The 25,820-nt window shown below is 42.4% G+C and carries 23 protein-coding genes and 1 tRNA gene; 7 read left to right on the forward strand and 17 right to left on the reverse strand.

Going from position 1 to position 25,820, the window contains the following annotated elements; genetic code table 11:
• Positions 1 to 3: 3 nt before the first annotated feature.
• The 3 genes from J1C86_RS10355 to J1C86_RS10365 all read right to left on the reverse strand — a co-directional run bounded on the left by J1C86_RS10355 (position 4) and on the right by J1C86_RS10365 (position 4,362).
• Complete coding sequence (locus tag J1C86_RS10355; protein WP_125408754.1) at positions 4 to 1,104, reverse strand: DUF3114 domain-containing protein; 1,101 nt, start codon at positions 1,102 to 1,104, stop codon at positions 4 to 6.
• Positions 1,105 to 1,390: 286 nt separating this feature from the next.
• The gene (locus J1C86_RS10360) at positions 1,391 to 3,631 is read right to left on the reverse strand and encodes an SEC10/PgrA surface exclusion domain-containing protein (RefSeq protein WP_002910778.1); all 2,241 of its coding nucleotides are present in this window, start codon (positions 3,629 to 3,631) and stop codon (positions 1,391 to 1,393) included.
• Between the two features lie 278 nt (positions 3,632 to 3,909).
• Positions 3,910 to 4,362 carry a C39 family peptidase gene (locus J1C86_RS10365; RefSeq protein WP_032912548.1) on the reverse strand — a complete coding sequence of 151 codons (453 nt, stop codon included), beginning with the start codon at positions 4,360 to 4,362 and terminating at the stop codon, positions 3,910 to 3,912.
• A 138-nt stretch (positions 4,363 to 4,500) separates the two neighbouring features.
• Between J1C86_RS10365 and J1C86_RS10370 the strand changes: the two genes are divergently transcribed.
• The 3 genes from J1C86_RS10370 (at position 4,501) to J1C86_RS10380 (ending at position 6,132) form a co-directional block, all read left to right on the forward strand.
• Positions 4,501 to 5,148 (forward strand): metal-dependent transcriptional regulator, encoded by a 648-nt coding sequence (locus tag J1C86_RS10370; protein ID WP_002896686.1) that lies wholly within the window; start codon positions 4,501 to 4,503, stop codon positions 5,146 to 5,148.
• Positions 5,149 to 5,252: 104 nt separating this feature from the next.
• Positions 5,253 to 5,714, forward strand: coding sequence for a MarR family winged helix-turn-helix transcriptional regulator (locus J1C86_RS10375; protein WP_125382131.1), 462 nt, complete (start codon positions 5,253 to 5,255; stop codon positions 5,712 to 5,714).
• Positions 5,707 to 6,132, forward strand: coding sequence for an EVE domain-containing protein (locus tag J1C86_RS10380; RefSeq protein WP_125408753.1), 426 nt, complete (start codon positions 5,707 to 5,709; stop codon positions 6,130 to 6,132). The genes J1C86_RS10375 and J1C86_RS10380 overlap by 8 nt, the downstream gene beginning before the upstream one ends.
• Positions 6,133 to 6,244: 112 nt before the next feature.
• On the opposite strand, the gene J1C86_RS10385 is transcribed toward J1C86_RS10380, so the two are convergent.
• On the reverse strand, positions 6,245 to 6,859 hold the full coding sequence (locus J1C86_RS10385; protein WP_125382134.1) for a CPBP family intramembrane glutamic endopeptidase: 615 nt from the start codon (positions 6,857 to 6,859) through the stop codon (positions 6,245 to 6,247).
• A 499-nt stretch (positions 6,860 to 7,358) separates the two neighbouring features.
• Between J1C86_RS10385 and J1C86_RS10390 the strand changes: the two genes are divergently transcribed.
• The gene (locus J1C86_RS10390; RefSeq protein ID WP_125409653.1) at positions 7,359 to 8,156 is read left to right on the forward strand and encodes a DUF4037 domain-containing protein; all 798 of its coding nucleotides are present in this window, start codon (positions 7,359 to 7,361) and stop codon (positions 8,154 to 8,156) included.
• 92 nt (positions 8,157 to 8,248) lie between these two features.
• Here the strand turns inward: J1C86_RS10390 and dtd are convergent, their stop codons facing one another.
• From dtd to J1C86_RS10405, 3 genes are all read right to left on the reverse strand, one after another.
• The gene (gene dtd, locus J1C86_RS10395; protein ID WP_125406329.1) at positions 8,249 to 8,692 is read right to left on the reverse strand and encodes a D-aminoacyl-tRNA deacylase; all 444 of its coding nucleotides are present in this window, start codon (positions 8,690 to 8,692) and stop codon (positions 8,249 to 8,251) included.
• A gap of 68 nt (positions 8,693 to 8,760) precedes the next feature.
• On the reverse strand, positions 8,761 to 10,980 hold the full coding sequence (locus tag J1C86_RS10400) for a RelA/SpoT family protein (RefSeq protein ID WP_125406331.1): 2,220 nt from the start codon (positions 10,978 to 10,980) through the stop codon (positions 8,761 to 8,763).
• Between the two features lie 84 nt (positions 10,981 to 11,064).
• Positions 11,065 to 11,193 carry a hypothetical protein gene (locus J1C86_RS10405; RefSeq protein WP_260468058.1) on the reverse strand — a complete coding sequence of 43 codons (129 nt, stop codon included), beginning with the start codon at positions 11,191 to 11,193 and terminating at the stop codon, positions 11,065 to 11,067.
• 315 nt (positions 11,194 to 11,508) lie between these two features.
• Between J1C86_RS10405 and J1C86_RS10410 the strand changes: the two genes are divergently transcribed.
• Positions 11,509 to 13,920, forward strand: coding sequence for a bifunctional 2',3'-cyclic-nucleotide 2'-phosphodiesterase/3'-nucleotidase (locus tag J1C86_RS10410; protein WP_125409655.1), 2,412 nt, complete (start codon positions 11,509 to 11,511; stop codon positions 13,918 to 13,920).
• Between the two features lie 420 nt (positions 13,921 to 14,340).
• Here the strand turns inward: J1C86_RS10410 and J1C86_RS10415 are convergent, their stop codons facing one another.
• The 9 genes from J1C86_RS10415 to J1C86_RS10455 form a co-directional block, all read right to left on the reverse strand.
• Positions 14,341 to 15,576, reverse strand: a complete 1,236-nt coding sequence (locus tag J1C86_RS10415; protein ID WP_002927012.1) for a hypothetical protein — start codon at positions 15,574 to 15,576, stop codon at positions 14,341 to 14,343.
• Between the two features lie 13 nt (positions 15,577 to 15,589).
• The gene (locus tag J1C86_RS10420; RefSeq protein WP_002927014.1) at positions 15,590 to 17,539 is read right to left on the reverse strand and encodes a Kae1-associated kinase; all 1,950 of its coding nucleotides are present in this window, start codon (positions 17,537 to 17,539) and stop codon (positions 15,590 to 15,592) included.
• Between the two features lie 2 nt (positions 17,540 to 17,541).
• The gene (locus J1C86_RS10425) at positions 17,542 to 17,706 is read right to left on the reverse strand and encodes a hypothetical protein (RefSeq protein WP_002934554.1); all 165 of its coding nucleotides are present in this window, start codon (positions 17,704 to 17,706) and stop codon (positions 17,542 to 17,544) included.
• A 615-nt stretch (positions 17,707 to 18,321) separates the two neighbouring features.
• The gene (locus J1C86_RS10430) at positions 18,322 to 19,194 is read right to left on the reverse strand and encodes an Rgg/GadR/MutR family transcriptional regulator (protein WP_002927015.1); all 873 of its coding nucleotides are present in this window, start codon (positions 19,192 to 19,194) and stop codon (positions 18,322 to 18,324) included.
• Between the two features lie 47 nt (positions 19,195 to 19,241).
• Positions 19,242 to 19,985: a 16S rRNA (uracil(1498)-N(3))-methyltransferase gene (locus J1C86_RS10435; protein WP_124765772.1), complete on the reverse strand. Its 744-nt coding sequence runs from the start codon at positions 19,983 to 19,985 to the stop codon at positions 19,242 to 19,244.
• Complete coding sequence (gene prmA, locus J1C86_RS10440; protein WP_312022654.1) at positions 19,986 to 20,939, reverse strand: 50S ribosomal protein L11 methyltransferase; 954 nt, start codon at positions 20,937 to 20,939, stop codon at positions 19,986 to 19,988.
• A 142-nt stretch (positions 20,940 to 21,081) separates the two neighbouring features.
• Positions 21,082 to 21,552, reverse strand: coding sequence for a GNAT family N-acetyltransferase (locus tag J1C86_RS10445; RefSeq protein WP_125407778.1), 471 nt, complete (start codon positions 21,550 to 21,552; stop codon positions 21,082 to 21,084).
• Positions 21,549 to 22,001 (reverse strand): NUDIX hydrolase, encoded by a 453-nt coding sequence (locus J1C86_RS10450; RefSeq protein ID WP_125407776.1) that lies wholly within the window; start codon positions 21,999 to 22,001, stop codon positions 21,549 to 21,551. The genes J1C86_RS10445 and J1C86_RS10450 overlap by 4 nt, the downstream gene beginning before the upstream one ends.
• 9 nt (positions 22,002 to 22,010) lie before the next feature.
• Complete coding sequence (locus J1C86_RS10455) at positions 22,011 to 22,481, reverse strand: DUF3013 family protein (protein WP_125407774.1); 471 nt, start codon at positions 22,479 to 22,481, stop codon at positions 22,011 to 22,013.
• A gap of 87 nt (positions 22,482 to 22,568) precedes the next feature.
• On the opposite strand from J1C86_RS10455, the gene J1C86_RS10460 reads away from it, so the two are divergent.
• Both J1C86_RS10460 and J1C86_RS10465 read left to right on the forward strand, forming a co-directional pair.
• Positions 22,569 to 23,837 (forward strand): replication-associated recombination protein A, encoded by a 1,269-nt coding sequence (locus J1C86_RS10460; RefSeq protein ID WP_125407773.1) that lies wholly within the window; start codon positions 22,569 to 22,571, stop codon positions 23,835 to 23,837.
• 265 nt (positions 23,838 to 24,102) lie between these two features.
• Positions 24,103 to 24,175 (forward strand) — tRNA-Lys (locus tag J1C86_RS10465).
• A 91-nt stretch (positions 24,176 to 24,266) separates the two neighbouring features.
• Here J1C86_RS10465 and J1C86_RS10470 read toward each other — a convergent pair.
• Positions 24,267 to 25,367: a hypothetical protein gene (locus tag J1C86_RS10470; RefSeq protein WP_125407771.1), complete on the reverse strand. Its 1,101-nt coding sequence runs from the start codon at positions 25,365 to 25,367 to the stop codon at positions 24,267 to 24,269.
• Positions 25,368 to 25,820: the final 453 nt, after the last annotated feature.

A 25,820-nucleotide genomic window follows, 5' to 3' on the forward strand; every position in this document is an offset into this window, starting at 1 on the left:
TTGCTAGTCCGTATTTTTTTGTGCGAAAAACTTCTGCCAAAACTGACGGAAGCAAGCCCAGGAACGCAAGAGAAAGGATGGTCGATTCAGCAATTTCTTGAATTGAGCAATCTCTGCCTTTGCCTGTTTATAAGCACTCCGCCCCTTTCGAGCATAAGGGCTCTTAGCCGAACGATAGCCCAGCGGACCACGATTATTCTGAGGTGACTTGAACTTGCGGTCGCTATTTTCAATGGCAAGCCTGCGAAAGCGAGGATCCCAGACTGCAGGTGTTTTGACGTCATAGCGGGTATGAGAAGCCTGATTGACCGGACGATTGCGTTCACCGTAGTTAAAGCTGGCGCTATTCACAATACCATTTTGACTAGCACCCTCTGGATCGATAATATTGAGAAAGCGACCTCTCTGATCCAGAATAAACTCTGTATGAAAATCAATCAGGATTTTTATATTGGCCTGACTAACTTGACCATCCGGATAGATAGCTTGCTCTGACCTCTTATCAATATAGGCTTTATTATGCAAGCGAGAGGATTCCTTGAAACTGTAGGGAAGTCCGGGGTCGGCCTTGAAATAAGCTGCCAAGGCCTCCGCATCCGTCATCCCCACCTCTCTGAAATGGTCCCGAACCCACTGAGCCTGCTGACAAGAAATGACATAGCGAAACTGATGCAGCTGCCTTTTGAGCTTTTGATTACCATCCTTTTGGCTGAAATCATCTGCCGGAAAAGCCTGTCGTAAGGTGCTTGAAAAAATCTTCCAAAAGCGGTCATGAGGGGCAAGGTCAGGAGCAATTCGAGCTAGTAGAAGATTTGTCTCTCTCTTATCTCCGCTCAACTCCTCAGGCATATTAACAAGACTCATAGCCAGAACCAGCAGCTCCTGAGCTACTAACCTGCTGTTCTGAGCCGCCTCAGCCTGCCAGAGCTCTTGAAAGAAGGGACTGCCAAAAAGCTGAGCCTCCTGCAGGTAATCTCCTTCTTCTGACACTGTTTTTCCTTGCTCGTTATTTAACCCTGCAAAAACTCGTTCCAACGCTGACTGAGACCAACCGATTGATTGCAATTGCTGAAAAAGCTGCTCTTTTTCTTCTTTCGGATACATGACTCCCCTCCTTTCTTTTAGCTCTAGTAGTTCAAAACTGTAGAGGTTATAATAAAAAATCTAATCCACATAGAACAATTAGATTTTATCACAAACTCACATGATAGCAAAGAACAAAATATGAATCCTTGGACTATTAACAATAAAGATGTTCTTAACAAATCACTCAATAAATAAAGAGAAGACCAAACTGGTCCTCTCTCAGTATGAGTTTTGTTTAAATGAGCTGTTCCAACTTTGATTTTGCTACAATTCATCTAGAATTCGATTTTATCAATAAATGCTCTTAAGCTTTACGACGTTTTGCAAAAGCCAGTCCCAGCATAGAGAGCAATCCCAATCCTGCAAGCGCTAGAGAAGATTCAGCAGATCCTGTTTTTGGAAGAGCTGCTGGAGCCTGATAGGTCTGAACTGGTTTCTTTCCGTTCTTCACTCCTGTTGTAGTGACTTTCAGAACCTTTCGCTCATTCTTAGAAACGAGGTTGGTTGGGTCGTCTGTCTCAAGGGCTGCAAGAGCTGCTTTCAAAGCTTCAAGTTTGGCATTTTCGACTCTATAGGTTTCTTCCTTACTTGCCAAGTTTGCTTTAGCATCATTGAGAGACGCTTCTGCTTCTTTTAGAAGAGCAGGGGCGTTTTGCAAGCGAGTAACATAGTCTTTAGCAGCTTGAACAGCACGTTGAGCCTCTTCCAGAGCTGTAGCCGCAGCAGTTGCCTTTTCTTGAGCGGTCGCTGTAGCTGCTTTCAATTCGGCAAGCTTGGCATTAGCTCCCTCAGCTGTTTTTTGCGCACTTGCTTGGGCTGCTTCTTTTTCTTTCAAGCTTGCTTGAGCTTTATCTAAAACCGCAAGTTTAGCCTTGGTTTCTTCAGAAGCCGAATTCTTGCTATTTTCGAGTTCAGCTTGGTAAGTACGTTCCGCCTTGGCCAACTTGTCCTTAGCAGTTTTCACAACCTCACGCAGTAATGGGGCTTTCTCCTGCTTGTTCTGAGCATTTGTTAGCGTACGTTGAGCAGCGTCCAACTTAGCTTGCGAAGCCGCCAAATCTTTACGAGCAGCGTCTGCCTCTTGATTATTGGCATTTGGATTGATTAAGGCTGGTGTTATTTTGGAAGGGTCCTGAATATCACCGTCATTATTCGCGAAGAGAAGGAAGTTAATTCGGTTAATAATGCCGTTGTTGCTAAAGTTAACAGCTACATAATCTCCCTTTTTCTGCCTATCTAGGCTGCCAACTATTTTTTGAGCATAGATTGTTGTTCTAATGGGGTCTCTAAAGCTATCTCCAAGGTCAAATAATTGGAATTTAATATTGTCATAGATAGTCTTCTTCAAATAATCAACGGACACTTTTTCTTGACTGGCCAACGTAGGATAAAAACCAAGCTCATTTAAACCAGTAACTCTATATCCAAACTGATCAAGCCCAAATTTAGCAACCACATCTTTTGGAACATTCACTTGTGAAGTTATAGGATCTTTTGCTTGGGCTCTATATTTTTGCTCACGGGCTGCTTGGCTTAGGGCCGCCGCATAATCCATACTATTTTGCGTTAATGTTACAGGAGCATTGCCTACTTGCTTACGGATTTGGTTGATTAAATCTTGAGCATAGTAGTTAATTTCCAAAAGGATCTCTTTAGGAATATCATTAATATCTACTATACGTTGAGCATCCTTTTGACTGCTAATGAAGTTATTACTTGATTTTAGAATCGCTGCTTCTTTTGCAAGCATTTCTTTCGCTTCAGGAGTTAACTGGCCCGATCCTTTTTTATCAATAGTTCTTGCTGCCCTGATGTAATCTTGCGATAGGGTAAAGGTATTGTGTACTTGGTCCTGGGAAGAAAGTTTCGCTTCTTTTTCCTTGATTTCTGCTTGAGCTGCTTTGATATCTGCCTGGGCTTGATCAATCACTGCTTGGCGTTTCGCATCTTCAGCTTCAGCTGTCTTCAACTGATCTTCGTAAGAAGCTAAGTGGTTTTTAGCCTTGTCAAGCTCATCCTTTGCCTTCGTTACCTTTTCACTCACCAGTTTGCTATCCACAGCTTTTTGGGCTGCATTCACAGCATCCTGAGCAGCTTGAGTCTCGTTTTGTGCCTTAGCTGCTTGAGCTTGAGCATCCTGAGCTACAGCTGCCTGTGTGTTTTCTACTTTTTTAGCTGTATCAAGAGCTGCTTGGGCTTGCTTGGCCGCGTTTTCTGCTGGAGCAACTTTCTTCTCAGCTTCTGTCACAGCTGCTTGAGCTTCGGCAATTTTTTGTGCACTTGTATCAGCATTATCTTTCTTAGCTGTTTCAACCTTAGTCTCAGCTGCCGCAACCTGTTCTTTGGCTTGGTCAACAGCCGCTTGGGCTTGATTAACCTGCTCAGTTTGCTGTTTAAGAGCTTCTGGGCTTGCAGATAGAGCCTTATCTTGGTTTGCAGGGGCATTTGCATCCACTGGAGTTGTATCTGCAGCTACAGTGTGAGCAATGCCAGTACTAGCAAGAACTGCTGCACCTAGAATGACATGTTTTGGGATTTTTTTCATGGTTTTCCTCCTGATATGTTAATAGTATAATGAGAAAAGCTTTGTTTGTCAAACTATTTACATGTTTTTTTGAGAACTTTTATCGCAAATATGTCCAAAAATAGAATCTCGTCTCAATCGCTTCCAAAAAAACTGTGTGTCTAGCTATAATTGTATAATGAATTTTACGCTTACTGACCTTGCCAAGGATAAAGTCTTAACAGATTACAAACATATTAGTCATAGAATGCAGAAAACCGCCCGTCAAGCAACGAGCGGTCTTCTTATTCTCGAATTTCTTATCCTTCGATGGCAATAAAGGGGGATCCTTCTGTATTATCCGTCGGATCTACGCTCTTGACTCCAAAGAGATAGTCTACTGGATACCAGCCATTATTAGCTGCATTATAAGGGTCACGGACATAGGTTTTTCCATTGTCATAGCCTTTAAGAACCAGCTCATGAGTTACTGGATAATGGGCAAAGATGCTAGTACCAACGGCACCTAGGACATGATGCCCCTGCGAAAGCACTTCTTTGACTGCGGAAGCTGTAAACAGGGTCTCAGTCGTCAAATCCCAGTGCTGGGCAGCTCGGACAATACCACGGCTGCTAGTACCAAATCCACCTTTATTAAATTCATTGGTATGGTTATATAGGTAATCCGCAACAGTTGTCGGAAGCACTTCTGTCCCAGTAATCCCAGAAATAACCATGGCTAGCGTTGTCGGCACGCATCCTGTCGCATCCACGCTGTAAGGACCATACTTCCTGCCACCCCAGCGACCATCACAATGAAGAAAATCTAAACATCAAAGAAAGGCTTAGACACTGTATTCTTGCAGCGATTTTTGTTATACTAATGATAGAAAGTTCAGCGAGGATGCAAGATGACCCCAAATAAAGAAGACTATCTCAAGTGTATCTATGAGATTGGCAGCCGCCACAAAAAAATCACCAATAAAGAAATCGCCCAGCTCATGCAGGTTTCACCTCCAGCTGTGACGGAAATGATGAAAAAAATGCTGGCGGAAGAACTTCTGGTCAAGGATAAAAAAGCCGGCTACCTGCTGACTGATTTGGGGCTAAGGCTAGTTTCTGACCTCTACCGCAAGCACCGGCTGATTGAAGTCTTTCTGGTCAACCATCTCGGCTACTCGACTGATGAAATCCATGAGGAAGCCGAAGTCCTAGAGCATACTGTTTCTGAGCGCTTCGTTGAGCGTCTAGATGCCATGCTCCAGTACCCCAAGACCTGTCCTCACGGAGGCACTATCCCAGCCAAGGGTGAGCTTCTGGACGAAGAAAACCAACTGACTCTGGAAGAGGCCTCTGCCCCTGGCGACTATATCATCAAACGGGTGCATGACGACTTTGACTTGCTCAAATACTTGGAAAAATACAACCTGCAAATCGGCCAAACCATCACTTTCATCCAATACGATTCTTTCGCTCAGGCCTATCTTCTTAAGACAGAAACTCAAGAAATCCAAATCAATCCTATGATTGCCCAGCAGATTTATGTGGAAAAACTATAAACAGAACCCAGTTCGGACTTTTTAGTCTAAACTGGGTTTTTATTGACAAAAATAAGATGTCGGAATATAATAAGTATACTTATAAAAATCTAGAGGGAAAGCTAATGGAAAAATCGCAGTTTAACTCCATCTACAAGGATGAATACAAAAAATCAACCGGTCTGCTCTTTATCCGCGCCTACCATAAGTGGCATGGGCTGATAAAAAACAAACTGAGAACGATTGATTTGACCCATCCCCAGTTTGTCGTTCTGACCACTCTTGCTGCACTCCTGTGTCAGCAAGAATGGGTTAGTCAGACCGATATTGCCCAATTTTCTGACATGGATGTTATGACCGTATCCCAAATCATCCGCCTCTTGGTCAAGAAAGGTTTGATCATGCGGGAAGTCCATCCCAAGGACAGCCGTGCCAACATCATACTCCTAACGGATACGGGGCTGCAAAAGGTTAACCAAGCCCTTCCTCTGGTAGAAGGTATTGATCAGGCGTTCTTTGGAAAATTAGGAAATAATACAGAAACATTAAACCAACTCTTAATCAAACTGGAGGCAGAAAATGACTAGATTTTGGATTGGTGTCGTATCAAAAGAACATGTACTAAGAGGTGTAGAAGGTGGATTTTGCCAAGTCTGCCATGGTAAGAAAGCACCGCTGAACCGAATGAAAAAGGGGGACTATCTTCTGTACTACAGCCCCAAGTATCAGCTGAATAGTCAGGAAAAACTGCAGGCCTTTACAGCAGTTGGCAAGATTCTAGATGACACAGCTTACCAAGTAAAGATGTTTGAAGGCTTCGTCCCATTTCGGCGAGATGTCAGCTACTACCAGCCTGTCAAAGACTGCCCCATTGACCAAGTCCGACAACATCCTCAGTGGCGCCAATATGCTTCTCAGATAAGATATGGACATTTCGAAGTTTCGAAAGACTTCTTCCTTTATGTTTTTGAGCAAATGAAACTGGACAGCCCTGCAAATCAGTAAAAGCAGCTTCGTTTGACTTACACCTAAACCTTGCTCACCTGTCATTAAATCTAAAGTTCCGATTCTCAAGGAAAATCGGAACTTTTTGATTTTAAGTGAAATTATCGATTTATTAAATCAGCATAAAAGCTGATAAACTACCCGTAATCACATTTACTAAAGCATGTATGATCCAGCTGGCTAAAATGGAGCCATCAGATTTCTTTTCATTGACAAAGCCCATATAGGCCGCGATACCACCCGTACACAAAATGATGAGCAGGGTTTGCTGCCAAGAGAGCACTGTTATAAACATCAAGCCATGGAGCAGACCAAAAAGAGCAGCTTGTATGGTGTTGGCCACTACAAAGGATAAGCGGCTAGCCAATCTCTTTAAAAGAAAACCTCTGAATAACAGTTCTTCCGACAGAGAAGTTTGAAAAATACCATAAATCAGAACAGCTGGCAAGGCTTGGAAGCCGAGGCCTGAGAAATTCGAAGTCGCTGTATCTAGATTTTTTACAGCAGGATATACTAGCAAAAACGAAAGAAGCAAGAAAGATAGCGAACCCAACAAAATCCACAGCCAGATCTTTCGGCTGCCAGCATCTTTTAGTGGTTTTAAGCCAAGCCATTCTAAAAATGGACTTTTTCTTCTAGCACTTATCAACCACCAAACAAAAGGAAGAAAAGCAAACAAAGCAATTTGAATCAGAGCATTCAGCATCTGTTGAACTAGATTTTCCATGATAAGAGACTCCTTTCTTTTCTTTAATATGATTATACAAGACAAACTTCAAGAATTTATAAAGTAATTCTAAAATATTTCTAAAGAATGAAAGAAATCATAAACATAAACAATCAAGGATTATCGCCACTTCCACTTGTTTGCTATGCTCATCATTTTTGGACTAAATGATGCTCAAAAACTCTTTAAAGATCTATCTCAAAAATCTAAGAAAAGTTGCAGATAAAAATAAGGCGTTGAGTTTAAAAAATAGAAAACTGACAATGCATTAAAGAAAGAAAAAAGTCCTAAAATTTTATCACACAAAGTCAAATTTTCAGCCTATCTATCCTAGATGATTTTCTTTTTAGTCAAATACTCCCAGCTCCTGCTTATCCACTTCATCCCCCTCGGAGTCTCAATTTTTCAAGCTCAGTACCATGCCAAAAGCTGTTTTTCCCTTCTTGCCAACACGCTTACATTTTGCTAAAATGATGTCAAAAATCAGTAAGGAAAAATTATGCCACAAGAACTTTTTAAAGAATTTGCCCAGCTAGATCAAGTGGAAGCTATTGTTCTCGGTGGCTCTCGTACTGGACAGCATTTTGACAAAGACTCAGACTATGATGTTTATATCTACTTGACAGGTTCCATTGCTCCCACGACTCGACGCGATATCCTCAGCAAGTACTGCTCCTACATGGAAATTGGCAATCAGTTTTGGGAACTAGAGGATGACTGTGTGTTAAAGAACAAGATCGAAATTGAGCTCATTTACCGTACACTGGATAGCTTTGATAAAGATCTGCAGACTGTCGTCCTAGATCACCAAGCTCAGAATGCCTATACTACCTGTATGTGGCACAATCTGCTTCACAGCAAAATCATCTACGACCGAAATGGTCGCTACGAGACACTTCAGAACAAGTACAGACTACCTTATCCAGCTGAGCTGAAAAAGAATATTATTAAGAAGCAGCTCCTCTTACTCGATCAAGCCATGCCAGCTTTCTCCAAACAAATAGAAAAAGCGCTCAAGCGTCAGGACTTGCTCAGCATCAATCACCGCAGCAGTGAATTTTTTGCTTCCTATTTTGACTTGCTCTTCGCTCTAAACGAACAGACGCACCCTGGAGAAAAGAGAATGCTGGAGTTTGCAAAAACAAACTGCTCGCTATTGCCTCAGCATTTCGAAGAAAATATACAGACCTATTTTCAAAAACTCTACACTGAGCCCGCTGAAGCCATAAAGCTTATCAATCAGCTAGTGACGACCATCAAAGAAATCATTCCTCAAGAAATTATTGGCGATTTTTAGTAATGTTGTCGGAAACTATCTATTCATTGCTACAGAAGCAAAAAAATTAGGAGTTTGAACACTAGTGTTCAAACTCCTTTTCATGCTTCTTATCAGCGATTCTTCGTATCCAAGATAATGGTCACTGGACCATCATTGATTAGCTCTACCCGCATGTCTGCTCCAAAAATCCCCGTCTGAGTCGGCACTTCCTGCTGCAAGGCAAAATTGAAGGCATCATAAAAATTGCTAGCCATCTCTGGCGGAGCAGCCTTGACAAAGGCTGGCCGATTACCCTTTTTGGTATCTGCATGCAGGGTGAACTGGGAAATTGACAAAATCTCTCCAGCAATGTCCTTGATAGATAGGTTCATCTTGCCCTCAGCATCAGAAAAAATCCGCATATTGACAATCTTCCTGACTGCATAATCCATATCCTCTTGACTATCGTCAGGCCCTACGCCTACTAGGAGCAGGAGACCTTGTCCAATACTGTTGTGCAGCTGCTGGTCAATGCTGACCTGAGCACGTTTCACGCGCTGAATCACTATTTTCATATCTTTTCCTTTGATTTAAGCAAATCACCAAGGGTAACTTACAGCTAGATAATGATTTCCGAAATGGATCAACCATTGGTCCGCTTGACCGAGTAGACCTCCGGCACGCTCTTTATCTTATCTACCACCGTCGTCAGCATGGACAGATTAGCAATACCAAAAGAAACGTGGATATTGGCAAATTTCATATCCTTGGTCGGCTGAGCATTAACTGTTGAAATGTTTTTGGTGGTATTAGACAGAACCTGCAACACATCGTTGAGGAGACCAGAGCGGTTGAGACCGTAAATATCAATGTGTGCCGTGTACTCTTTGGTCGTATTGTTGTCTTCCCATTCCACATCAATCAGCCGCTGCTCGTAATTTTCCTGGGCCTTGAGATTCATGCAGTCCTGCCGGTGAATGGCTACACCGCGTCCTTTGGTAATATAGCCGACAATATCATCACCTGGTACAGGATTACAGCATTTGGCAATCCGGATGAGGAGACCAGACGCCCCCTGAATAACCACACCGCCTTCGTGCTTAACCTTGAGGGTGTCTTTTTTGTTTTCGACCTTGACTTCGCCGCCCTTGACCAATTCCTCCGCTTCTGCTCTGGCCTTGGCCCGCTCTTCCTCACGGCGCTCTTTTTCTGTCAGACGATTGAAAATACTAATGGCACCAATCTCACCGAAGCCAATCGCCGCAAAAAGCGCCTCTTCAGTCTTATAACTGGTCTTCTGCAGCACTTCTTCCATGTGCTTCTTGTCCATGTACTTATTGGCTACATAGCCATGCTCCTGGAATTGAGCCTGCAAGAGCTCCCGCCCTTTGGAGATAGACAGCTCCTTGTCTTGATTTTTAAAGAACTGGCGGATTTTATTTCTGGCCTTGCTGGTCTTGACAATATTGAGCCAGTCGCGGCTCGGTCCGAAGGAGTTAGCGTTGGTGATGATTTCCACCTGATCACCTGTCCTGAGCTTGGTTGTCAGGGGCACCATGCGGCCATTGACCTTGGCTCCTGTGGCTTTCTCACCGACCTTGGTATGGATCTCATAGGCAAAGTCAATGGGACCCGAGTCCTTAGGCAGAGATCGCACTGCTCCGTCCGGTGTGAAGACGTAAATTTCCTCAGCTAGATAGCTCTCCTTGACCGAATCAACGAAGTCCTTGGCATCATTAGACTGATCCTGCAGCTCCATCAGCTCCTTAATCCAGTTCATCCCGATAGCTGATTCTCTGCTGTCTACCTGGCCCTTGACGCCTTTCTTATAAGCCCAGTGGGCCGCAACCCCATACTCAGCGACCTCATGCATTTCCTTGGTCCGAATCTGAAACTCAATCGGACCTTTGGGGCCATAAACGGTCGTATGGATGGACTGGTAACCATTGGCCTTGCGATTGGCAATATAATCCTTGAACCGCCCAGGCATCGGCCGCCAAAGCTCATGAATGTAGCCCAGCATGGCATAAACATCACTTTGAGTATCCAAGATACAGCGAATAGCAATCAGATCATAAATCTCATCAAAACGCTTCTTCTTGTCCTGCATCTTGCGATAGATCGAGTAGATATGCTTGGGCCGGCCATAAATCTTACCGTGCAGATTGCGCTCGCCAGCATAGGTCTCAATCTTCTGAACCACCTCTTCTACCAGTTCTTCACGCTCCCGACGCTTCTCCTTCATCATGTGGGAAATTTTGTAAAATTCCACTTCATTGAGATAACGGAAAGACAAATCTTCCAGCTCCCACTTGACACTGGAAATCCCCAGGCGATGAGCCAAGGGGGCGTAGATTTCCATTGTTTCTCGGGAAATCCGCTCCTGCTTATCCTTGCGCAGATGCTTGAGCGTCCGCATATTGTGGAGACGGTCTGCCAGTTTGACCAAAATAACCCGAATATCCTCCGACATGGCCATCAGCATCTTGCGATGGTTTTCCGCCAACTGCTCCTCATGGGATTTGTACTTGACCTTACCCAGCTTGGTAACCCCATCCACAATCACGCGGACATCCGTCCCAAACTCTCTTTCCAAATCATCCAGCGTCGCACGGGTATCCTCAACCACATCATGCAGGAAGCCGCAGGCGACCGTTACTGCGTCCAGCTTGAGCTTGGCCAAAATCCCTGCCACCTGAATAGGATGCACAATATAAGGCTCACCTGACCTACGGAACTGCCCACTGTGACAGTCAATCGCATAGATCAGAGCTTTCTGTATAAAGGCCACATCCTCCGTAGCCAGATATTTTCTCGTAAGGGCCAATACCTGATCGCCCGTCAAATTCACTTCTTTTGGCATCTCGTCTCTCCAATTCCTGCCTACTATTTTATCACTTTTAGCCCAATATGAAAACCTAGAAGACGGTTCATATAAAAACCCGCCTTAAACGGGCGGGCTGTGGTGAAGAAAGTGAAGAACTTCTTCCTTGATAAATTGACAATAAGCGTAGACAAGGTAGCAAGTAGATGCCACACCTAAAAGGGCGACAAATAACTCAAATAAGGCAGACATAGTCATGGCGAACCTCCTCTCCTTATCAGGCAAAAAATGCAGATACGCTTCCCAGCTTAGGCAGCCTGATTTTTTTCCGTTTTATTTTCCTTTCCGACTTACCCAAGTGAGCTCACCACTATTATACCAAAATACGAAAACGGATACAATAGTGGTAAATCTTGGAGCATTCTGTTTTAGTTTATATTCTCATATTTGCAACTTATGAAGCTTCCAGTCAATTTTATTAAGTTTTAATTTATGATCTTCTCTTGATGATAGCGCTTTAATATAGTATAATATAAGTCTGAAATTCATTTTAACAAAGGAGATATTATGTCTAAATCATCCCTTCAAAAAACGGTTGTGCTTTTGAGTGCAGCGGCTCTTGCGGCAGCTGTAAATGCTGTTCAAGCTGATGAGAATACTGCACCAGTCACTGCTAATCCTGCTCCAGTAGAAAGCAGCGCAGCGGAAGCAAAACCAACGACTGCTGCAAGTCCTACTGAAGCTACTGCGACACCAGAGAGCACAGAGCCTAACTCTGCTATTTCTCCAGAAAATGCCAGTGGGAACGCTGATGCTCTGATGGCTATGGCTCGCAATGTAGCGGCTACTGAGGATACGAAACCCGTGGAGGGACAGACTGTCGATCTTCGTATCTTGGCAACGACCGACCTCCATACCAACTTAGTCAACTACGACTACTATCAGGACAAGCCGGTGGAGACCTTGGGACTGGCTAAAACAGCCGTGCTGATTGAGAAGGCCAAGAAAGAAAATCCTAACGTCCTCTTGGTTGACAATGGCGATACCATCCAAGGAACGCCGCTGGGAACCTATAAGGCCATTGTGGATCCTGTGGAGAAGGGCGAACAGCACCCTATGTACGCTGCCTTACAAGCTCTGGGCTTTGAAGCTGGTACGCTAGGCAATCATGAGTTCAACTACGGCCTGGACTATCTGAACCGCGTGATTGAGACAGCTGGCTTGCCTATTGTCAATGCCAATGTGCTGGATCCAGCGACTGGTAAATTCATCTATCAGCCTTACAAAATCATCGAAAAGACCTTTACGGATACTCAGGGACGCTTGACGACCGTCAAGATTGGTGTGACTGGGATTGTACCGCCGCAGATTCTCAACTGGGATAAGGCAAACCTAGAAGGAAAAGTGGTCGTTCGCGATTCTGTTGAGGCCATTCGAGACATCATTCCTGAGATGCGCAAGGCTGGTGCAGACATCACTTTGGTGCTTTCTCACTCTGGTATCGGAGATGACAAGTATGAAAAAGGCGAGGAAAATGAAGGTTATCAAATCGCTAGCCTGCCAGGTGTGGATGCTGTCGTAACGGGCCACTCCCACGCAGAATTTCCAAGTGGAAACGGAACTGGCTTCTACGAAAAATACCCTGGCGTAGACGGTGTCAACGGGAAAATCAACGGTACTCCAGTAACCATGGCTGGAAAATACGGCGACCATCTGGGCGTCATTGACCTCAAGCTGAACTATACCGACGGCAAATGGAAAGTCACTGACAGCAAGGGCTCCATCCGCAAAGTAGATACCAAGTCTAATGTAGCAGATCAGCGCGTCATTGACATTGCCAAAGAATCCCACCAAGGGACTATTATCTATGTCCGCCAGCAAGTCGGCACTACAACTGCACCGATTACAAGCTACTTCTCTCTGGTCAAAGACGATCCATCTGTGCAAATCGTCAATAATGCTCAGCTTTGGTATGCTAAGCAAGAACTGGCTGGCACGCCTGAAGCCAATCTTCCTATCCTATCTGCAGCAGCTCCTTTCAAGGCAGGAACTCGTGGGGATGCAACGGCCTACACAGACATTCCAGCTGGTCCTATTGCCATCAAGAACGTAGCAGACCTCTATCTCTATGATAATGTCACAGCTATCCTCAAGGTCAACGGTGTCCAACTCAAAGAATGGTTGGAAATGTCAGCTGGTCAATTCAATACCATTGACCCAAATAATAACCAACCGCAAAATCTGGTCAATACTGACTACCGGACTTATAACTTTGATGTTATCGACGGTGTTACCTATGAGTTTGACATTACCCAGCCGAACAAATACGACCGCGAAGGCAAACTGGCCAACCCAAATGCCAGCCGGGTCCGTAATCTGAAATACCAAGGCAAAGAGATTGACCCCAATCAGGAATTTATCGTCGTGACCAACAACTACCGGTCTAATGGTAACTTCCCAGGTGTTCGAGAAGCCAGCCTCAACCGTCTGCTCAATCTGGAAAACCGCCAAGCTATCATCAACTATATCTTGGCTGTCAAAAATATCAATCCAAGTGCAGATCAGAACTGGCATTTCGCTGATACCATCAAGGGACTGGACCTGCGCTTCCTGACAGCTGACAAGGCCAAGAACTTGATTGGTACTGACGGAGACATCGTCTATCTAGCAGCTTCTGCCCAAGAAGGATTCGGCGAATACAAATTCGTCTACGTCGCACCGAAAACTGAACCGGTGCCTATCGAACAGTCAATCTCTCCGACTATCGCAGTCGAAGCAGCCAACCTGCAGCATAGCAGAGTAGACTTCCCTGTCTTGACTGCTGTTGACCCTAGCACAAACAAGCAAGCGTTCCACAGACAGGCAGGAGCAGAAAGCCTCCCAGAAACCGGAGAAAAAAACAATAGCTTCAGCCTGCTAGGCCTGTTTCTCGCTGGGACAGCTGCTTTCTTTAAAAGAAGAAAGCTAGAAAGCAGCTAACCTCCTCGTTCACAAAGCACCTGATACAGAAGCAGGTGCTTTTCATAATGTATTAAAAAACACTTCCCTAGAGAAAGTGCTTCTGCAATATTTAATAAACTTGTTCGGAAACTTATCTTATTCTTTTTTGCTTTCCTTAGGTAGCGAGGCTCTGCAAACGACGTTTGTGATATCTAGTCTAGCGGACTATTTTAGAAATCAGGAAGATTTTTGGGGCGAATCATTGACGCAAACTGCGTTTGCTTTATCCTCACCCTCCAACAGGCTCCCAGACTATTGAAGCTCAACAATCCTTTCGTGTTATCTCTGGTAAATATAAAAGCTGACATAATTCTAAACAGACAAAGCATCCCACCCCCTTCTAGATTTCAAAGCCCAGTGAACTCCAATTCTCCGGGCTTTTATTGATTCATAAAAATTTTACCCTTTTTTAAAATCGCTCACCGTAAGGTAAAGAGATAAAATAGAAACTAGGACAAATACCATCCAGCAGGCCGACATATGATAGAGAGCTAATGAAGAAAATCCGAAAGTTCCTAAGGGAATAGAAAGAGTAAAAAGCAAGCCCAGAAAGTTATTACCCTGTGCTAGCATATCTGCCGGAAGCTTTTCCATAATCAAGGCATCCAATTTCGGAGCAGATTTTCCCATAATGTAAGCCGAAAAAGCCAGAAAAGACAGCCCAATAAAAGGATTCAGTCCCAAAAGATTTGATAGAGCTGTTAATAAAAAAGAAGTACTATTCATAATCAGCAGAAAAGACAGTGACTGCTTTGAAAAATAATCATTGGGTGTCAAACTGCCCAAAATAGCTCCGACTAATAAGATGATTTCCACAATAAGCAGCGACTGACCATAGCCTAGGCCAAGTATCCCCGCCCTATGCAAAAAGTAGAAGTTATAGATGGCGCCTATGGATCCGCCCAAAGAATTAAGAGCCAAAATAGAGAGCAGTATGCCCACAAATGAAGAATTGCCAGAATTTTTGAAGACAAGTTCCATTTCTTGGTAGGTTTTTTTGAAATTTTTCCATAGCGAATTCTTTTCCGTCACTGGAAGAACCTCTTTGTGGGTCAAGGCACGACGATGCCTTAAAAGAACCAGGGAAGATAAGAGAAAAGACAAGGCATTGATAGCAGCAACCAGGGGAAAGTTATTATCAGAAACCGTCAACAGCCAGACGCCAAAGGATTGACCAAGGATACTTGACAGATACGAGACAAATTGAGTAAATGAATAGGCCTCAAATAAATCATCCTTGTCTAAATTATGCTGAAGAATAGGCATTCTCAAGCCAGACGCATAATCACTCAGAACATCTGTAACGATATTAATAAGACAAATGACTGAAAAAGCCAGAAAGGTTTGATTTTGAATCATAAAAGCGACCAAACTGAAGAGAACAGCCTGGATTACTCCCACTACTATCATCGTCCGGCCTTTTCTGACTGACTGGTCTGCCCGGACTCCAATCCAGAAAGTAAAAACCGTTGGAACCATCGTAATCATGTTTGCTATAAAAACTGCCAAATTGCTATAAGGAAGGCTCGCCGCATAGATGACAAAGACTAGGTTATAAATATATGAGCCTAAGGAATTCAACAGCCTAGAGATAGTCAAAGCTCTGTATAAACTATGCCGAAGAAAAATTTTCATATTTTGATTCCTTTCAAATTACTTGATTCGCTTTTAATAATTCTTGTTTATATTTGCTAATTACATATGCAATTTCTTTTTTTCGTTTAGAATCTGTTTCTGATAAAATAGCACTGCTAATTATTAGCTCCCGAGCAGCATCTAAATACTTAACATTATCAGTATAATGAAATAATTTTAGAAGTGTATCAGATATACCTAACATCCCCCTACAAAAATCTACAAATTGTGCAAATTCAAAAAAAAGAATAGGAGATAATTCTTCTGCTAAATCAATATATTTAACAGGGTTAATTCTAAGCAACATCTGTATAATTCCAGCTGTTCCATCAATCAAATAAGGAGAAATACAATATTCTGAAATTTTTACTCCTCTTGCACCATCTAAATTCACTAAGTTACTAATAATATAATCAATTCCTTGATCAATAAGTGCTGAATCAGATATTTTCGAATTGAGATATAATAATGCTCCTGCTGCTCCATTCAATCCCAAACCTTTTTCATGCTTAAGCAACTCAAATAGTTTACCATTATCCTTTAGAGCAATATTATATTTGTCAAATCTATTATTTTTTATAGCTATACAATCTAAGAAAGAATTTTTTTCCTCTAGCAACTCAATGTTGGAAGTATTTAGAGAAAATGTTACATCTGTATTCTCACAACAGTAAATTTCCTTAAAAATATCCAATGCTTTATAAATATCAACTGAATCATCATTTAAATACTTAATTAATTTAGAGATATTTGATTTTATTCCTTTGTGAAGAAGCAATTTATCTATATTAGAAAATCTTTGCTCCTCACATTTATTTTGCAGTCTTCCTAGTAAATAAAGTAGCATTCTTCCTAATTTATGGCAATCAGCTTTTTTCCCATCAACTTTATTCCATTCTTTTAAAGAGATTACACTATAGATACCCGTAAGCGGATCATCTCCATAAACATATGAATTTTCTAAATCAATAAATGTAATTTTATAATTATAATCTATGATAAAATTATCTGGATGAATGTCATTCATAACAATATCGTTTGTATGGAAAGCAGCAACTGTTTCTAACAAACTACCAAAACACTTCATTAGCTTTTTGAATTTCTCATAGTTTTCTAAGAGCGACTTATTTCTATAAGAAAATAATGAATGTTGGTCACAGAACTCTGATAGATTAATTCCGTCTATATACTCATAAATATAATAATTATTTATCCATTCTCTCACCTTTTCTATCCTACGAGGAGACATTTGCTTAGCTTCCCCAGACACTATCCATTCATTCTTTCTTAATTCTTGCCTTTTTATTTTTCCAAAACATAAGATATGAGGTTTGCTTTCTTTTATAACAACTTCTTTATCATTTGATTTATTCTGAGCCAAATAAACATTCCCCCCATTACCTTGTTTAAGTAATTTAATCACTTGATAATTTTCTGACAAATATGATTGATTAAATTCTTGATGTTCCTGAAGATCCTCAATCCAACTAGGCAAATCAAAGTACGTTTTTTGATAATCTTGCCATTTTTCTCCATTCGGACCATATAAAGTTGGGAACCCATCTTCTAAATTGTCTTTGTTAACCTCTAAACAACCATAGCGATAAAAAATAACATTAGAATCTTTAAAATTTCTATCACTAAGAATATAAATCCCCTCTGCTTTCTTAGGAATTACTGAGTATAAATTTTCTAGTATCTTTTTACAATGTTTATCATCTCGAGGATATATAGTAATGAATTTTCCAGATTCTGCAGGAGACTCTCTGTCAGAAAAATTATATTCAATAATTGATTGATTTTTTAAGTATTTAAAAACAACTCCCTCTTTACATAAATATGGATAGAGAAGCAAAAACAACTCCGAATAGTTTTCAATTGTCGCAGAAATATGGATTTTAAAACCAAATTCAGGGACATTATATTTATCAATATTACAATATTCAAAGTCAGTATTTTTCATGTTTATCCCTTTCTGTTTGATACTTGAATAAACGAACAGTTGTTTATCTTAGTCAAAGTACTATCAACATGCTTTTCAATATATTTTCCTATCTCTTTTTCAAACTTATTTTTTTTTAAAATATCATTTTCTTCAAGGCAAAATTTTGTGATAATTGGCTTATCCATGTTTTCTCCTTAATACTTAATATAGGAACAACCACTACTAGAAAACGTAGCAGTGGTCGTAAATTTTAATATTTAACTCAATCTTTTAGCTCCTAATCTCCTTAATAAACATGGGGCTAGAAAGAAAATGGTTTTTAATTTTTTTAAAATGAAACAGTAAAAATAATCATTTAAACTAGTAAACTCTTTCAAAACTATCATCTTATAAGTGTTATAACCTCATAGAATCAAACTATTTTCGCCCTAAACCCAACCTTACTAATATTTTAATAGTTACAAGTTTGAGCATTTAACTTTTGTTAACTGCACCACTATACTTTATTACTTCTCTGGTTAAGCTGTAATGGGACATTTATAAGTAGCAACAACTTCTTTTTGTGGTGCTGCATGTTTGTTAGCTTCTTGCATGAACCGTGTCATTACATTTTCCTCCTTTGCTATTTGTTGACACTAGTATACCTTAATATCAAAACCTCAACTTAAAATTTTCATATTTTCAAACTACATATCCTAAAATTATTTACGCAATAAAAAACGAGACAGAAAGCTCCTACCTCGCTATATTCTAGTAATTACTGTAATAAAAAATTTTTAAAGTTTATTTGCTCTTTGCATTTATTCAAACTTTTTTAGCCAGTTATCCCTATTCTTAGTATAGTAGTCCGCGCTGTAGTTGCAGTTCAGCAACTTCAGAGTACGGATAGCATCTTCCATTTTTTCTTTTCCTTGACTTTTCTTCCCAGATATATAGTCGAACTGGCCCGAAGCGAACAAATAGATGATACGGAAATAAGCTTCATTTTCCCCAAAGAAGGAATCTTGAATCTGCTTATCAAAATAGGCTGCCTTGGATCGATTGTTTTTATCAATCGCCTTAAAAAATCCATTCAACAAAATAGTATGAATATAATTTCTATTAGATGTCAAGTCCTTCAAATGGCTTGTTTTTACCAGCATTTCTCTGGTATATCTATAGTATAAGTCAAGCGGGAGCAGAACCGACATTTCAGAAAACAACCTCAGCTCATACTCTCCCCAGATTTCAACTGAAAATAAATAATCGGATAGAAAGCCACTTTCTTCTTCCGTTATTTCCACCCTTTCATCAAAGAGAATCATGTGAGCCTTAATCAGCAAGGCATTCAGGAAGTAAGCCACTTTCTGAGGAGACTGGTGATACTTAACAATCTGGTCCTGATACATCTTTTCCAGCTTGCTCATATTCTGCTGGTCGTGTGCCTCCCAAAGCTGCTTTTGCAGTATAGTGTAGGAGGTAGGTTGAAAACCACGGACCAAATAAACAAATTCTTCCAACTCCATGTGAATATTCTCTAAAGCAACCAGTAATTTTGCAGCAGAGATATCGGATTCCCCATTTTCAAAGCGACTTAACATAGAGTAGGAAAAAGCATCGCCAGTCGCATTTTTTAAAGAAATATTCCGTCCCTGGCGTATTTCCCGAAAAACTTCACCCATATATGTATACATATTCCGCCTCCTATCTAATCTTATATTGGTTGACCACTGACTCTCAACTATTGGTTCAATTCCGACAAAACACTGACTGCTGTCAAGGCATAAAGCGGAGCGGTTTCAGCCCGCAGGATACGTGGACCTAGACCTGCTGACACAGCGCCTGCTTGGCCGAAGGCTACTATTTCCTCTGGCGATAGACCGCCCTCCGGTCCGAAGATAAAGAGGACTTTTGCGCCGACTCCCAAGCCTGACAGAGCTCGGACTAGTGCTGCAGATTCTCCTTCTTTGGCCGATTCTTCATAGGCCACGATGATGTGGTCAAAGTCTGCCAAGGCTGCCTGAAAATCTGCCTTTTTATCAAAGAGCCGAACCTCCGGAATCAGATTACGCTTACTCTGCTCTGCTGCTCCCTGAGCAATTTTCTCTAGTTTTTCGCTCTTTTTGGCCAGCTTTTTACCATCCCACTTGGCCACCGACCAGTCCGCTGGAAAGGCCCAGAGAGCACAGGCTCCTAGTTCCGTTGCCTTTTGAGTGATAAATTCCAACTTATCCCCCTTGGGAAAGCCTGAAGCAATGGTCACTTGAACCGGCAACTCTGTATTGTCTGCCAGCTCCTCCAAGATTTCCAAGCTCTGATGGCCGGAGTCTAACACCTGAGCCAGCCGTTTTATGCCATCATCAAAGACTAGTGTGACTTGGTCGCCCGCTTTAAGCCGCATGACTGAAAACATATGTTTGGCCGTATCCTTATCCGTGACCACCAGAGGGGACTGAGGACTTCCTTTTATAAAATACTGCTGCATCTAACCACCTATCACGCCTGAAATGTCCTGCGTTTTCTTAAAGACACAGGCATTCCATTCGCCCTGAATCATATGCGTTTCCAGGAAAAATCCTGCTACTTCTGCTGACTTGCGCACCATTTCCCACTTCTCAGAAATGATTCCACTCATAATCAGATAACCCTCATCCTTGACCAAACGATAGGCATCCTCAGTCAGATGGACAAGAATATCGGCCAAGATATTGGCAACAATGACATCCGCCTCGATTTCTACACCTCGAAGAAGATCCCCCGGCGCCACATGGATGTTCTCCATACCTGGATTGAGCTCGATATTCTCCTGCGCCACGCGCACCGCCACCTCGTCCAAATCATAAGCGTAGATGTCCTTAGCGCCTAAGAGAGAGCTAGCAATGGAGAGGACGCCGCTGCCTGTGCCCATATCCAACACCGTTTCTCCGCCTCGCAAGACCTGCTCCAGCGCAAAGAGGCTCATCTTGGTCGTCGGGTGAGTGCCCGTACCAAAGGCCATGCCAGGATCCAGCTTGATAATCTTCTCACCAGCTGTCGCCTCATAGTCCGTCCAGGACGGCACAATGGTCAAGTCGTGGGTGATCCGAGCCGGCTCAAAGTATTTCTTCCAATTGTCCGCCCAGTCTTCCTCAGCCAGTTCCTGGCGAGTCAGCTGAATATCTCCCGTCTCCAAGCCAAAGCCATCCAGCTCTGCCAGACGCTCATTGACCTGGGCCGCAATGGCCTCTATATCCACAGAATCCGGATAGTAGCCAGTAATCTTGACTCGCTCGCTCTGCTCAACTTCTGGAAAAAGCTCACCATACTGGTCGACCTGCCCCAGATAATCTGCGCTGTCATCGATAGCCACCCCCTGACTGCCCAGCTCGATCAGAATATTCGAGGCCGCTTCCTCCGCCTCCCGCTTCACTTCAATCGTTAATTCCTGCCAAGTATCCATCATTAAAATACCAAGCCCGTAAAACACAAAGCCAAAATAGGAAATTCTCTGACGACGTTTGTGTCTATGAGAACTTTAACATTTGGCACAGTGTTTAGGGCGGGTTCAGTTTAGAAATTTAACTGAACAATCCTTTCTTTGTTTATTTCATTGTCTTCGTCATGTAAACCATATCCATGCCTTCTTTTTCGGGCTCAATATGGGTCTGATGATAGCCGTTTTTCTCATAAAAAGCGACCATGCCTTTATCTTGGAAAACCGTACACAAATCCCATTGCGTAATGGTGGAGAATGCCTCCTCAATCAGACCAAGCCCCTCAGAGCCATATCCTTTATTCTGGTACTCTGGCAAAATCGCCACTGTCCCAATCCAGCCTGCTGTCTGCTCGTCATTCGTATTCAAGCGGATAAAGCCCAGAATCTTCTCGCCGTCTTTGACAAAATAATAAAAACTATTGGGCCGCTCAACCAGCTTCCAGCGAATCCGCTCTCGCTCCTCCAGATAGGGGTCGTATTGATCCTGATATTTCTCATAAACAGCCTTAAAACTAGCTCGCTGAATGGCAATAATAGTCTCTAAATCCTCAGCTCCTGCCCGCTCAATATAAATCATGATCGCACCCCCAAATAATCTCTCAACCTGTCCTGCAGCTGCGGAATAACCTTTTCATCTGCTAAAAACTGGCTCACATCCATCATCTGATAAGCCTGGCCCTCATCGCCAAAGGCGATACTGGTACATTCTTCCTGAGTGATGGTTCCCACCATAAAAATAGAGGTTTTGTCAGGATCAAGCATTCCTTGATATGCCTTAACCCAGACAATAGCCGCTTCTTCAAGCTTCAAACCAAGCTCTTCAAAAATTTCTCTTTGGACGCATTCAAAAGGTGTCTCCTCGCCCTCGCGGCCACCGCCCGGCAGCTCCCACATATTGGGCCAAGGAATGGTTGAAATATCATCTCGTAAGATAGTCAGTAGCTTATCATCACGGAGCAAGGCAATCTTGCAGCCAGAAAACTCCATCTGTTTGTGCAGCAAATCTAGTCCTTCTTCATCTGTCATCAGCGCCTCCTAATACCTCGGATAAGGATAAAAGTCTGTCTCAGTCAAATCTGCTCTGCCATTTTCAAAAGCCTCAGCATTCCAAGCTATCTCAAACTCTGCCGCCTCTGGATCTGCTAAAAAGTCCATGAGCGCATCAAGGCCAGACTCAGCCGTTTGGGTTAGGAAATCTACGAAATAAGCCAGAAACTCCCGTGACAGCCCCTTCTTAGGCTCGTAGGGCAGGGTAGCCAGATAGTCCTCGGCCTCAAAACGAGACTTGGTTGGATTATAGAAAAGCACGGCTTCCTCAAAGTAAATATCCTCAGCCGAGGCATTTCCCTCAGCATCAACCGTCTCAATCCCGCCTAGATTTTGCACCTCAAGGAGAAAGGCCACTTCCACTGCGTGATTCTTCTTGTCCCAGTTTATCTCGTAGTCAAAAGGAAAGCTCTTCTCCATTTCCTCGTCCAATATCTCCAAAAAACCGTACTTAGCCATGATTTCCTCTTTTCATTGTGATAAAATATTACTATCTACAATAGTAACACAAAAAGCCAAGAAAAACACTTGCAGAAAGGAAATCTTATGCCAGAAAACCTCGCCCTGCGCATGCGGCCGACCGGCATTGATCAGATCATCGGCCAGCAGCATCTGGTCGGACCTGGAAAAATCATCCGTCGCATGGTTGAAGCCAACCGCTTGTCCTCGATGATTCTCTACGGACCACCCGGCATCGGCAAGACCTCTATTGCCTCGGCTATTGCCGGAACAACAAAGTTCGCCTTTCGGACCTTTAACGCCACCGTAGATAGCAAGAAACGCCTGCAAGAGATCGCTGAAGAAGCGAAATTTTCCGGCGGACTGGTGCTCCTGCTGGATGAGATTCACCGCTTGGACAAGACCAAGCAAGACTTCCTGCTGCCGCTATTAGAAAGCGGTCTGGTCATCATGATTGGAGCGACGACAGAAAATCCTTTCTTTTCTGTCACCCCTGCCATCCGAAGCCGGGTTCAGATATTTGAGCTTGAGCCCCTCAGCAACGACGACATCCGGACAGCCATTCAGCTAGCCTTGACGGATAAGGAACGAGGATTTGATTTCCCAGTGGAGCTAGATGATGAAGCTCTGGATTTCATTGCCATCTCTACCAACGGAGACCTGCGCTCCGCCTATAATTCATTGGATTTAGCCGTACTCTCTACCCCAGAAGATGGCAAGGGTATTCGCCACATCACGCTCGATGTGATGGAAAACAGCCTGCAAAAGAGCTATATCACCATGGATAAGGACGGGGACGGCCATTACGATGTCCTCTCTGCCCTACAGAAGTCCATCCGCGGCTCTGATGTCAATGCCAGCCTTCACTATGCAGCCCGCCTCATTGAAGCTGGAGACTTGCCTAGCCTGGCTCGCCGCTTGACCGTTATCGCTTATGAAGATATCGGCCTGGCAAATCCCGACGCCCAAGTCCATACCGTTATAGCTCTGGAGGCTGCCCAGCGGATTGGCTTTCCTGAAGCTCGTATCCTCATTGCTAATATTGTCATTGACTTGGCTCTATCCCCCAAATCCAACTCAGCCTATCTGGCCATGGACAAGGCCTTAGCTGACTTACGAAAGAATGGAAATCTGCCCATCCCCCGCCACTTACGAGATGGCCATTATGCCGGCAGTAAGGAACTGGGCAACGCACAGGACTATCTCTACCCTCACTCCTATCCTGGCAATTGGGTCAAGCAGGACTATCTGCCCGACAAGATAAAAGACGCCAATTATTTCACTTATACTGAGAATGGCAAATACGAGCGGGCCCTTGGAATGACCAAGGATAAGATTGACGACTTAAAAAAATGATGACATCGTTTGCAAAAAATCACATTTTTCTCTTGAATTTTTCAAAATTTATGGTATTATAATTATAGAAACGCTGTGGTGTACGACTTCACACTTAAGTGTTGACCGACTATTTTTTGTATTATTAGGGAAACAAAAGACTTCTAACAGCATGCAAGCCGTGTCACGCGGAAGCAGCTTCAGTTAGAGCGAGTTGCCCACCTGCTTAATTGCGCGGGTTCAATACAAATCGTGAAGGTCCGGCACCAATACAGCTTTTTCTATTGCCTCCTTAGCTCAGCTGGCAGAGCAGCGGACTCTTAATCCGTGGGTCGCAGGTTCGATCCCTGCAGGGGGCATAGAAATAGATAAGAAAAAGCCTTGGTTTCAGGGCTTTTTTGTTTGTACTTTTATTGGTTATTCGAATCTTTCTCAATTTTAAAACGTATATCACAGCTTCCCTTCCTCTATCTCTTTTAAAAATCTTGTCATATAGTTCAAGTGTCCTTTATTTGTATGTACATTAGCATCTAGGTATTCCAAGCATTTCCTAGCTCTAGGAGTGACTGAATATAGAGCCTTTACCTTTTCCCTCATTTCTAATGCCTCTAATACCAGCTCTTCATCTTTCTTTGCTTCTTCTTGGGATTGCTTCAATTCTGATTGTTTTAGATCCTTTAATACCTTTACTTTTTCAGCAAGATCTGTTAAATTACTCAGCTTTTCTTCATATTCGCTTCTTATATTGTTTCCTTGTTGTAGCCATTTTTTTAATTCTTCATAGCTCTCATAAAGGTTCTTCCGTTTTAGCAGCTTCATTTCCTCTTCTCTTTGGAGCCGCTCCTCCTCTAATTTCCTTTCCTCTTCTAACTTATTTTTCCGTTCAATTTCCTCTTGTTCCCGCAACCGAGCAAGCCTATCCTCTTCTTTTTGTTTAGCAATTCTATTCCTCTTCTCAGCCTCCTGCTCCTCTTGCTTCGCCTCCTCTCTCCACTGTTTCAATTTTTCTTTGTAGCTTTCAATATCAAATATTTCATTGAGTTCTGGATGAAGATAATCATTTATGACATAAATGATACGCTCAATCTTATTATACGCCAACTGACGTTCCTCATTTTTTCTGCTTAAAGCCATTTTAAAAAGAATATAATCGTTCCATGGATTAAACTCATTTTCTTTATCCTCTTTAAAATAACCCTTACTATAAAAATCTTCCAGCATCTCTTCATCCATCACTTCACGAAGATCTTCAAACTTTAGATTCTTTTTTAATTTATAAGTTTTTTCTGCTCTCTTTATACTTTTAGTTAGTTCTTCATTTTCAAACTTCTCAATACAGGAAGAACCGATTGGAGAAAGCTCTATACCAGAGCCATCATTCCTAGTAATAGCAAATACTTTCTTGAGGCTTTTATGACCACATAAACAACTTTGTTTTCTATCAGCATCAATTTTTACAAGTTCTGCTTTTGTCCACTCCATTTTTGCCTCTTCCCAATTATCCGCAATACTCAGTTCAACAACTGTCTCTTTCAATAGTTCCTCTGACATTTTTATATCTCCTTATTCCAAATGTTGGTTCCTCAAATTGAGTGAATCTTTTCCTCAGATTTCTAGTACAAGTATAACAGAAAAGAAGATAATTGAAAACGCATACATATAATCCTCTAGATAATTTCCACAAAAAAATCCCCTTCCTTTAGATACAAGAAAGGAGGGGCATCGCATAGAAAAAACTACGAGAGAAGACTGAAGCAAAATATATTTGACGAAAACCTGATAAAGATGATCACACACCGAGCATATTCCTAAGGATGTCTTATAATTTTTTTAGTTTAGGAATTAAGAAAGATTATATATATCAAGTTTTGATATGCCTCACGCTTGCATATCCAAGCGGCTTTCCCCGTAGTTCTGAGCAACTAATTTGTTCTAGGAAACATCTTAGTTGCTTTTTATTTTAAAACAACTATATTACGGAACATCACAGTCTGGATTAACAAA

The organism is Streptococcus sanguinis, assembly GCF_050220005.1.
Taxonomy (GTDB): domain Bacteria; phylum Bacillota; class Bacilli; order Lactobacillales; family Streptococcaceae; genus Streptococcus; species Streptococcus sanguinis_Z.

Excerpts from the sequence above, each read along its gene's own strand:
- J1C86_RS10355 (WP_125408754.1), bottom strand. The coding sequence starts at position 1,104 with ATGTATCCGAAAGAAGAAAAAGAGCAGCTTTTTCAGCAATTGCAATCA.
- J1C86_RS10360 (WP_002910778.1), bottom strand. The coding sequence starts at position 3,631 with ATGAAAAAAATCCCAAAACATGTCATTCTAGGTGCAGCAGTTCTTGCT.
- J1C86_RS10370 (WP_002896686.1), top strand. The coding sequence starts at position 4,501 with ATGACCCCAAATAAAGAAGACTATCTCAAGTGTATCTATGAGATTGGC.
- J1C86_RS10375 (WP_125382131.1), top strand. The coding sequence starts at position 5,253 with ATGGAAAAATCGCAGTTTAACTCCATCTACAAGGATGAATACAAAAAA.
- J1C86_RS10380 (WP_125408753.1), top strand. The coding sequence starts at position 5,707 with ATGACTAGATTTTGGATTGGTGTCGTATCAAAAGAACATGTACTAAGA.
- J1C86_RS10385 (WP_125382134.1), bottom strand. The coding sequence starts at position 6,859 with ATGGAAAATCTAGTTCAACAGATGCTGAATGCTCTGATTCAAATTGCT.
- J1C86_RS10390 (WP_125409653.1), top strand. The coding sequence starts at position 7,359 with ATGCCACAAGAACTTTTTAAAGAATTTGCCCAGCTAGATCAAGTGGAA.
- dtd (WP_125406329.1), bottom strand. The coding sequence starts at position 8,692 with ATGAAAATAGTGATTCAGCGCGTGAAACGTGCTCAGGTCAGCATTGAC.
- J1C86_RS10400 (WP_125406331.1), bottom strand. The coding sequence starts at position 10,980 with ATGCCAAAAGAAGTGAATTTGACGGGCGATCAGGTATTGGCCCTTACG.
- J1C86_RS10405 (WP_260468058.1), bottom strand. The coding sequence starts at position 11,193 with ATGTCTGCCTTATTTGAGTTATTTGTCGCCCTTTTAGGTGTGGCATCT.
- J1C86_RS10410 (WP_125409655.1), top strand. The coding sequence starts at position 11,509 with ATGTCTAAATCATCCCTTCAAAAAACGGTTGTGCTTTTGAGTGCAGCG.
- J1C86_RS10415 (WP_002927012.1), bottom strand. The coding sequence starts at position 15,576 with ATGAAAATTTTTCTTCGGCATAGTTTATACAGAGCTTTGACTATCTCT.
- J1C86_RS10420 (WP_002927014.1), bottom strand. The coding sequence starts at position 17,539 with ATGAAAAATACTGACTTTGAATATTGTAATATTGATAAATATAATGTC.
- J1C86_RS10425 (WP_002934554.1), bottom strand. The coding sequence starts at position 17,706 with ATGGATAAGCCAATTATCACAAAATTTTGCCTTGAAGAAAATGATATT.
- J1C86_RS10430 (WP_002927015.1), bottom strand. The coding sequence starts at position 19,194 with ATGTATACATATATGGGTGAAGTTTTTCGGGAAATACGCCAGGGACGG.
- J1C86_RS10435 (WP_124765772.1), bottom strand. The coding sequence starts at position 19,985 with ATGCAGCAGTATTTTATAAAAGGAAGTCCTCAGTCCCCTCTGGTGGTC.
- prmA (WP_312022654.1), bottom strand. The coding sequence starts at position 20,939 with ATGGATACTTGGCAGGAATTAACGATTGAAGTGAAGCGGGAGGCGGAG.
- J1C86_RS10445 (WP_125407778.1), bottom strand. The coding sequence starts at position 21,552 with ATGATTTATATTGAGCGGGCAGGAGCTGAGGATTTAGAGACTATTATT.
- J1C86_RS10450 (WP_125407776.1), bottom strand. The coding sequence starts at position 22,001 with ATGACAGATGAAGAAGGACTAGATTTGCTGCACAAACAGATGGAGTTT.
- J1C86_RS10455 (WP_125407774.1), bottom strand. The coding sequence starts at position 22,481 with ATGGCTAAGTACGGTTTTTTGGAGATATTGGACGAGGAAATGGAGAAG.
- J1C86_RS10460 (WP_125407773.1), top strand. The coding sequence starts at position 22,569 with ATGCCAGAAAACCTCGCCCTGCGCATGCGGCCGACCGGCATTGATCAG.
- J1C86_RS10470 (WP_125407771.1), bottom strand. The coding sequence starts at position 25,367 with ATGTCAGAGGAACTATTGAAAGAGACAGTTGTTGAACTGAGTATTGCG.